The organism is Burkholderia sp. AU33545 (assembly GCF_020419685.1).
GTDB classification, from domain to species: Bacteria; Pseudomonadota; Gammaproteobacteria; order Burkholderiales; family Burkholderiaceae; genus Burkholderia; species Burkholderia diffusa.
This window is the reverse complement of record NZ_JAIZRQ010000005.1, coordinates 568,686-576,563: the sequence shown is the minus strand read 5'-3', so window position 1 is coordinate 576,563 and position 7,878 is coordinate 568,686. Positions and strand designations below refer to the sequence as shown.

Sequence of the window (7,878 nt, the reverse complement as noted above, 5' to 3'; positions counted from 1 at the left end):
GCATCACGGCCTTCAGGCCCGAGCCGCACACCTTGTTGATCGTCATGCCCGGCACCGCGGTCGGCAGGCCGGCCTTGATCAGCGATTGGCGCGCCGGGTTCTGCCCCGAGCCCGCCGCCAGCACCTGGCCCATGATCACTTCGCTCACCTGCTCGGGCTTCACGCCCGAACGCTCCAGCACCGCGCGAATCACCGTCGCCCCCAGCTCCGGTGCCGCGATCTTCGCGAGCGAACCGCCGAATTTGCCGACCGCGGTCCGCGCGGCCGATACGATCACTACGTCCGTCATTTCCCTTTCCTCCAGGCCCGCACGACGCGGCGCATCGCTACCGGCCCTGTTAAAAAACTGCGGTGCACCGGACAGCGTGCGCCGCTGTCCGTCTTTCGTCAATCGCGCTGCAACACGTAGCGGCCCGGCGCCGGCTCGATCACCGGGAACTGCGCGGAACCGGCCTTGGCGGGCGGCGCCACCTTGCGGCCGCCGTACTGGTCGAGCCACTCGACCCAGGTCGTCCACCAGCTGCCCGGCTGCTCGGTCGCACCGGCAAACCAGTCGTCCGCGGATCCGGGCAGATCGTTGTCGTTGACCCAGTAGCTGCGCTTCTTCTTCGCCGGCGGATTGATCACGCCCGCGATGTGGCCCGACGCGCCGAGCACGAACTTCAGCGGACCCGTCAGGATCGACGTCGATGCGTAAGCCGTCTGCCACGGCACGATGTGATCCTCGCGCGACCCGTAGATGAAGGTCGGCACGTCGATGCGCGACAGGTCGACGGATTCGCCGCACACGGTCAGCGCGCCCGGCACGCGGAGCTTGTTCTCGAGATAGGTATTGCGCAGGTACCACGCGTACATCGGGCCCGGCAGGCTCGTCGAGTCGCTGTTCCAGTACAGCAGGTCGAACGCGGCGGGCGTGCGGCCCTTCAGGTAGTTGTCGACGACGTAGTTCCAGACGAGGTCGTTCGGCCGCAGGAACGAGAACGTGTTCGCGAACTCGACGCCGCGCATCAACCCCGGCGCCGCGCCGTTCTTGCCGCCGATGGTCTGCTCGCGCATCTGCACGTGCGCCTCGTCGACGAACACGTCGAGGATGCCGGTGTCGGTGAAATCGAGCATCGCGGTCAGCAGCGTCATCGACGCGGCCGGATGTTCGCCGCGCGCGGCGAGCACCGACAGCGCGGTCGCGAGCATCGTGCCGCCGACGCAGAAGCCAAGCGTGTTGATCTGCTCGCGGCCGCTGATCTGCTGCACGGCGTCGATCGCCGCGAGCAGCCCTTCGTTCATGTAGTCGTCCCACGTCTTGTGCGCGACCGACGCATCGGCGTTGCGCCACGACACGAGGAACACTTGATGGCCGTTCGACAGCGCATGCGCGACGAGCGAATTCTCGGGCTGCAGGTCGAGGATGTAGAACTTGTTGATGCACGGCGGCACGATCAGGAGCGGCCGCTCGAACACCTTGTCCGTCTTCGGCGCGTACTGGATCAGCTGGATCAGGTCGTTCTCGTAGACGACCGCGCCTTCGGTACACCCGAGGTTCTTGCCGACCACGAATTGCGATTCGTCGGTCTGCGAAATTTTGCCGCGCTGCATGTCGCCGAGCAGGTTCATCATCCCCTGCCGCAGGCTTTCGCCCTGCGTCTCGAGGATCGATTTCTGCGCATCGGGATTGAGCGCCAGGAAGTTGCTCGGCGCGGCCGCGGCGGTCCATTGCTGGACGGAGAAACGGATGCGTTCGCGCGTCTTCGGATCGGTCTCGAGCGCGTCGGCCAGTTCCTGCAGGTAGCGCGCGTTGAGCAGATACCACGCAGCCGCGAACGCATGCGCGGGCGACGCCTTCCAGGCATCCGCGCTGAAGCGGCGGTCCTTCAGTTCCGGCGACTCGAGCTTCGCGGCGGCGGCCTGCTGCATGAGCGTCACGCAGTCGCGCGCATAATCGGCCTGCAGCTTCTGGAGCCGTTCAGGCGGGATCGCGGCCACGGGCAGCTTCAATCCCGCGAACGGCGAAGCCAGGCCGCCGAAGGCGCCCAGATCGGGCATCGACGGCATCTGGAACGGAACGGATGTCGGGAACTGGAATGCGGCGAACGGATTCGCCGTGGTCGCCGCCGTTGCAGCGCGCGCCGGATCGGCGAAACCGCGCCAGGCGTTCAGCCATGCCTCGAACATCTGCTGCATCGGCTGGGTAGCCTGGTCGAATCCGGTGCTGCCCGCGAAAGTGCCCGCTTGAGCGGACGTCGACGAATTTTTCGATGCTGTCATTACCTGCCTTACCGGTGATTCGTGAGCGTCAATCGTGAAATCCTGCTCGCGCGCGGCGTGCCGGCTGCGAGCCGGGCCGTCATGCTCTGGAGAGGCGTCTCCAGATTCTGCCGCAGTGCGGTATTTTTATCATTATCGTTTTCCCCATGTGAAGCACTGCGTCAAACCACCGAGCATTTCTGCTCGGAGATAATCCGCGCGCAACAAGCTGGACAAGGCTTCCGGCGAAACATAAAACATTTTGATTGACTTGACTTCGCGATTATTCATTCGATTGTCCATGCAACGCCGCATTGCCGCGCCAATATCGCAATAACCAATTTCGCAGCGCAACAAGCCAAGCCGCGCGCGCACGTGCGCGGTCAGCAGTCAATCGGCCAGCCAGATCGCCGCCGCCATGCGGCCGGTCACGCGGTCGCGCCGGTACGAATAGAAGCGCGCGTGTTCGGTGACCGTGCAGGCGGTCCCGCCGCTCACGTGCGTCACGCCTGCGCGCGCGAGGCGCAGGCGCGCAAGCGCGTAGAGGTCGGCGAGGTACTTGCCGGGCGCGCCGTCGATCACGACGAACGCTTGACGCGTCTCATCATGCTCCGACTGCGGAGCCGTGTCGAGAAACGCCTCGAGCACGTCTGCGCCGACCTCGAACGCCCGCGGGCCGATCGCGGGCCCGAGATACGCATGGAGATCATCCGTCGCGCCGCCGGCGAGTGCCGCGACGCCGGCCGCGGTCTGCTCGACGATGCCGGCCGCGAGCCCGCGCCAGCCAGCATGCGCGGCACCTACCGCCCGGCCCCGCGCGTCGCACAACAGCACCGGCAGGCAATCGGCGACCATCACGACACAGACCGCGCCCGCGCGGTCCGTCACGCTCGCATCGGCCCGCACGGGCGCCTCGGCACCCGGCGCGGCCTCGATCACTTCGTCCGCACGCACGATCCGCGCGCCGTGAACCTGTTCGAGCCATGCCGCTCGCGACTGTCCCGCCAGCGCGAGCAAGCGCGCGCGATTCGCGGCGACATGGGTCGGATCGTCACCGGTATGCTGGCCGAGATTCATCCCGCCCGGCAACGCGGCGCCGTCCTGCCAGCGCCCGTACGGGCCCTCGCTCACGCCGCCGTCGCGCGTCGTGATCAGCGCACGCACGCGCGGCGCCACCTGCCAGTCGGGCCGCACGCAGTCCTGCCACGTCAACGGCGCCAGGTTCGTCATCGGCACTCACTCCTCCTCATCGTCGTAATCGTCGTCGTGATCCTGATATTCGCCGGCGAAATCGTCATCGTCGTAGACACCATCTTCATCGTCGAATTCCTCGTCGCCCTGCCCGAAGCCCAGCGCCGCGACGAGCGCGTTCATGTCGTCCGGCAACGGACAACGCCACTGCATCGTCTTGCCCGTGACCGGATGCACGAGGCCGAGCCGCCAGGCGTGCAGCGCCTGCCGCGCGAACCCGCCCGGCAGCGGCGCGACCGAGCGCTTGCCGCGCGCGCGCCCGTACACCGGATCGCCGAGCAGCGGATGCCCGACATGCGCGCAGTGCACGCGGATCTGGTGCGTACGGCCGGTTTCGAGATCGCACTGGATCGCGGACACCGGCTGACGTTGCCACATGCATGTGTCAACCGTACGGAAATGCGTGCGCGCGGGCTTGCCCGACGCGCCGGTGACGACGGCCATGCGCGTGCGCTCGCGCGGATCGCGGCCGATCGGCGCGTCGATCGTGCCGTCTTCGGGCATCATGCCCCATACGAGCGCGAAATAGCGGCGCTTCACGGTACGCGCCTGCAGCTGGCGCACGAGGTCGGTCTGCGCGGCGAGTGTGCGCGCAACCACCATCAGGCCGGACGTCTCCTTGTCGAGCCGGTGCACGATGCCCGCGCGCGGCAGGCCGGCCGCCGCGTCGCCGTAGCGGTGCAGCAGGCCGTTGAGGATCGTGCCGCTCCAGTTGCCGGCAGCCGGATGGACGACGACGCCCGCCGGCTTGTTGATGACGACGAGCGCGTCGTCCTCGTAGATCACGTCGAGCGGCACCGGCTCCGGCGTGAACGCCAGCTGCTCCGGCAGCAGGTCGGGCACGAGCTCGATCCTTGCGCCGAGCGGCACCGGCTGGCGGATCTTCGCCGGCGCGCCGTCGACCAGCACGCGCTGTGCCTCGATCCAGCTCTGCAAGCGGCTGCGGGAGAATTCGGGGAACAGTTGGGCAAGCGCTTTATCGAGGCGCTCACCCGCGAGCGACAGCGGCACTTCGACGACGCGCGGGGCCTCGTCGACCGCCGCGGACGGCACGACAGGCGGCTGCATCGCGCCTGCAGCCAGATCGTCATCGGGGGAATCGCCCGACGCAGCGTCGGCGGGCCGATCGCTTGGGCTATAATCTTCGCGATTTGACTTGCCCTGCGGGGCATTCTGCGAACTTGAACGGGTCATTTAGACTGGGTCACCGAGACTTGAAGCTAGGACATGCGAGCATGATGAATTCGACCAAACGTACGGCCAAAACCGTCGCCGCCCGAGCTGCGGCGGTAGCGGCCGCGGCCCTCATCGCCGGCTGCCACGGCTTGCCGCAGAAGCAGGACGAGACGGCTACCTGGTCGAACAACAAATTATACTCAGAGGCCCAGGACGCACTGTCCGGCGGCGACTGGGGCAAGTGCGCGAAATATTTCGAATCGCTGCAAGGTCGCGATCCGTTCGGCCATTTCGCGCAACAGGCGCAGATCAACGTCGCGTACTGCAACTGGAAGGACAACGAAGCGGCAGCCGCCGACCAGGCCGTCGACCGCTTCATCCAGCTGCATCCGGATCACCCGGATATCCCGTACGCGTACTACCTGAAGGGGATGATCCACTTCAACGACGATCTCGGCCTGTTCGGCCGCTTCTCCGGCCAGGACATGAGCGAGCGCGATCCGCAGGCACTGCGCGAATCGTACGACGCGTTCAAGGTCGTCGTCGACCGCTACCCGAAGAGCAAGTACGCGCCCGACGCCGCCGCCCGGATGCGCTACATCGTCAACGCGCTCGCCTCGCACGAGGTGCACGCGGCCGACTACTACTATCGGCGTGGCGCCTATGTCGCGGCGATCAACCGCGCGCAGCTCGCGATCAAGGACTACAAGGGCGCGCCGGCGATCGAGGACGCGCTGCACATCATGATCCTGTCGTACGGCAAGCTGAACCAGCCGGAACTCGCGGAAGACACGAAGCGCGTGCTCGCGGGGACCTTCCCGGACAGCCCGTACATCACCGGCCATTCGCGCCCCGGTACGAAGAAGTCGTGGTGGCAGTTCTGAGCGACGCCCGAGCACCAACAAAAAACCCGGCCATCGAGCCGGGTTTTTTGTTGGTGCCGCCTGCAGCGGGCGGCAGCGCGATCACGCGCGCTTTGCCGCGCGATGTTCGTCGAAGAAGTCCTGCACGACCGCGATCTCGCGGGTGCGCTTGAACGGCGGCAGGCTCTGCCAGATCCGTCGACCGTAAGGCTTGTCGACGAGCCGCGTGTCGCAGATCATCAGCACGCCGCGATCCGTCTCCGCGCGAATCAGCCGGCCTGCGCCCTGCTTCAGCGTGATCACGGCCTGAGGCAGCTGGTGAACCGCGAACGGGCTCAAGCCCTTCTTGGTCAGCGCGTCGAGCCGCGCGGCCAGCACCGGATCGTCAGGCGGCGCGAACGGCAGCTTGTCGATCACAACGAGCGACAGCGCGTCGCCGCGCACGTCGACGCCTTCCCAGAAGCTCTGGCTGCCGACGAGGATCGCATTGCCGTACGAGCGGAAACGATCGAGCAGTTCGGTACGGCTGGCATCGCCTTGCACCAGCAGCGGCGTGTTCCAGCCGCGCGACTCGATCACGTCGCGCAGCTTCGACGCGATCCGGTCGACCGCGCGCAGCGTCGTGCACAGCATGAAGACGCCGCCGCCCGATGCCTCGATCGCCGGCAACGCGGCATCGAACACGGCATCGGTAAACGCCGGCGACGACGGCTGCGGCAGGTTGCGCGGCACATACAGCAGGCCCTGCGTCTGATAGTCGAACGGGCTTGCGAGGGTCATCGAGCGCCGCGAGCTGAGGCCCATCTGGGCCGCGTAGTGCGTGAAGTCGCCGCGCACCGACAGCGTCGCCGACGTGAACACCCACGCGCGGGGCACGCCGGCGCGCTGCTTCGCGAAAATCGGCGCGACCGACAGCGGCGTCTCGTGCAGCTGGACGGTATGCGCGAACACTTCGACCCAGCGCACCTTCTCGTTCGGGTCGTCGGTGGCCGCCTTGTCGCCGGCTGCCGCGGCATCGGCCTTCGCGGCCGCTTCCGCCGCGCCGGGCGCAACCCAGCCCGCGAGCAGGTCCTGCAGCTCGCGTGCGCGCCGCAGGCACGCGCCGAGCGACTCCGCCCGCTCGGCCTGGCTCGCGAGCGCCGAGGCAAGCGCATCGAGCGCCACTTCGAGCGCGTCGAGCGCGCCGAACATCGGGTGATCGTCGCCCAGTTGCGCGAGCGACATGCGCACGATCTGGTCGTTCGCGAACGCGAGACGCAGGTCGCGCGCCGCACGTTCGAGATCGCCGCCGAGCTTCACCCACTCGACCGCATCGCGCGCATGGCTCAGGCCTTCCGCGACCGTGTCGCGCGCAAGTTCGAGGATCTGCGTGGTCGACAGCGTCTCGCCGAAGAACAGCGTGGCCGTCTCCGGCAACTGGTGCGCTTCGTCAAAGATCACCGTGTTCGCGTTCGGCAGCAGTTCGGCCATCCCGGTGTCGCGCAGCATGATGTCCGCGAAGAACAGGTGATGGTTGACGACGACGATGTCCGCCTGCTGGGCCTCGCGGCGCGCCTGCATCACGAAGCATTCCTTGTAATGCGGGCACTCCTGGCCGAGGCAGTTGTCGCGCGTCGACGTGACCATCGACCACACCGGTGCCGTCTCCGGCACGCTCGCGAGTTCGGCCTTGTCGCCGCTCTTCGTGACCTTGGCGAACCGGACGATTTCCTGCAGGTACGCGGTATCCTGGCGCGACGGCAAGCGACCGTTGTCGGCCGTGCGCTGCAGGTAGTAATGGCACAGGTAGTTCGAGCGGCCCTTGAGCATCGCGACCGTCACCGGCACCGCGAGTGCGTTGCGCACGGTCGGGATGTCGCGCTGGAACAGCTGGTCCTGCAGGTGCTTCGTGCCGGTCGATACGATCACCTTGCCGCCCCACAGCATCGCGGGCACCAGGTACGCATAGGTCTTGCCGGTGCCGGTGCCGGCCTCGACGATCAGCGTATTGTCGCCAGCGTCGCCGTCGGCTTCGGGCGCAACACCCTCCGCGGCAGATTCGGCCGCCTTGTCGCCTTCGCCGAGGCGGCGCGCCGGCCGCTTGCGGGTCTCGAAGATCTCCGGCTCGGGCATCCGGCGCGCGGACGCCTCCATCGCGGACGCGACCGCGCGCGCCATCTCGATCTGCGACTGACGCGGGTGATAGCCGTCGAGCGCGCGCGCGAGCAATCCGCCGTCGCCGAAGATCGTGTCGAGTTCGTCGACGCGCTTGCGGCTCAGCTCGAAGGTGCCTTCGGGCGCACGAACGCGCCCGGCGGACGACGCGTCACGCCGGGAATCGGGTTTGGCATCAAGCGGTGAATTCAAG

5 protein-coding genes and 1 pseudogene are annotated in these 7,878 nt (G+C 67.3%); 1 reads left to right on the top strand and 5 read right to left on the bottom strand.

Translation table 11 applies throughout. The features are described 5' to 3' along the window. The 4 genes and pseudogenes from LGM71_RS20160 to LGM71_RS20145 form a co-directional block, all read right to left on the bottom strand. Positions 1–289: pseudogene (locus tag LGM71_RS20160) on the bottom strand (acetyl-CoA C-acetyltransferase); the annotation flags it as partial. A gap of 98 nt (positions 290–387) precedes the next feature. Continuing rightward, positions 388–2,262 (bottom strand): class I poly(R)-hydroxyalkanoic acid synthase, encoded by a 1,875-nt coding sequence (gene phaC / locus LGM71_RS20155; protein WP_175817948.1) that lies wholly within the window; start codon positions 2,260–2,262, stop codon positions 388–390. A gap of 369 nt (positions 2,263–2,631) precedes the next feature. After that, a complete protein-coding gene (pgeF, locus tag LGM71_RS20150) occupies positions 2,632–3,471 on the bottom strand; it encodes a peptidoglycan editing factor PgeF (RefSeq protein ID WP_226116100.1) in 840 nt (279 codons plus the stop codon). Positions 3,472–3,477: 6 nt separating this feature from the next. Further along, on the bottom strand, positions 3,478–4,686 hold the full coding sequence (locus tag LGM71_RS20145) for an RluA family pseudouridine synthase (RefSeq protein ID WP_059604426.1): 1,209 nt from the start codon (positions 4,684–4,686) through the stop codon (positions 3,478–3,480). Positions 4,687–4,727: 41 nt separating this feature from the next. Here LGM71_RS20145 and LGM71_RS20140 point away from each other — a divergent pair, with 41 nt between their 5' ends. Then, positions 4,728–5,552, top strand: a complete 825-nt coding sequence (locus LGM71_RS20140) for an outer membrane protein assembly factor BamD (protein WP_059604424.1) — start codon at positions 4,728–4,730, stop codon at positions 5,550–5,552. Between the two features lie 81 nt (positions 5,553–5,633). Here LGM71_RS20140 and LGM71_RS20135 read toward each other — a convergent pair whose 3' ends face one another. Continuing rightward, positions 5,634–7,877: an ATP-dependent DNA helicase gene (locus tag LGM71_RS20135; protein WP_226116098.1), complete on the bottom strand. Its 2,244-nt coding sequence runs from the start codon at positions 7,875–7,877 to the stop codon at positions 5,634–5,636. Between the last annotated feature and the right edge of the window lies 1 nt (position 7,878).

What these genes read in the sequence shown, in the direction of transcription:
- phaC (WP_175817948.1), bottom strand. Translation starts at nt 2,262, where the DNA reads ATGACAGCATCGAAAAATTCGTCGACGTCCGCTCAAGCGGGCACTTTC.
- pgeF (WP_226116100.1), bottom strand. Translation starts at nt 3,471, where the DNA reads ATGACGAACCTGGCGCCGTTGACGTGGCAGGACTGCGTGCGGCCCGAC.
- LGM71_RS20145 (WP_059604426.1), bottom strand. Translation starts at nt 4,686, where the DNA reads ATGACCCGTTCAAGTTCGCAGAATGCCCCGCAGGGCAAGTCAAATCGC.
- LGM71_RS20140 (WP_059604424.1), top strand. Translation starts at nt 4,728, where the DNA reads ATGATGAATTCGACCAAACGTACGGCCAAAACCGTCGCCGCCCGAGCT.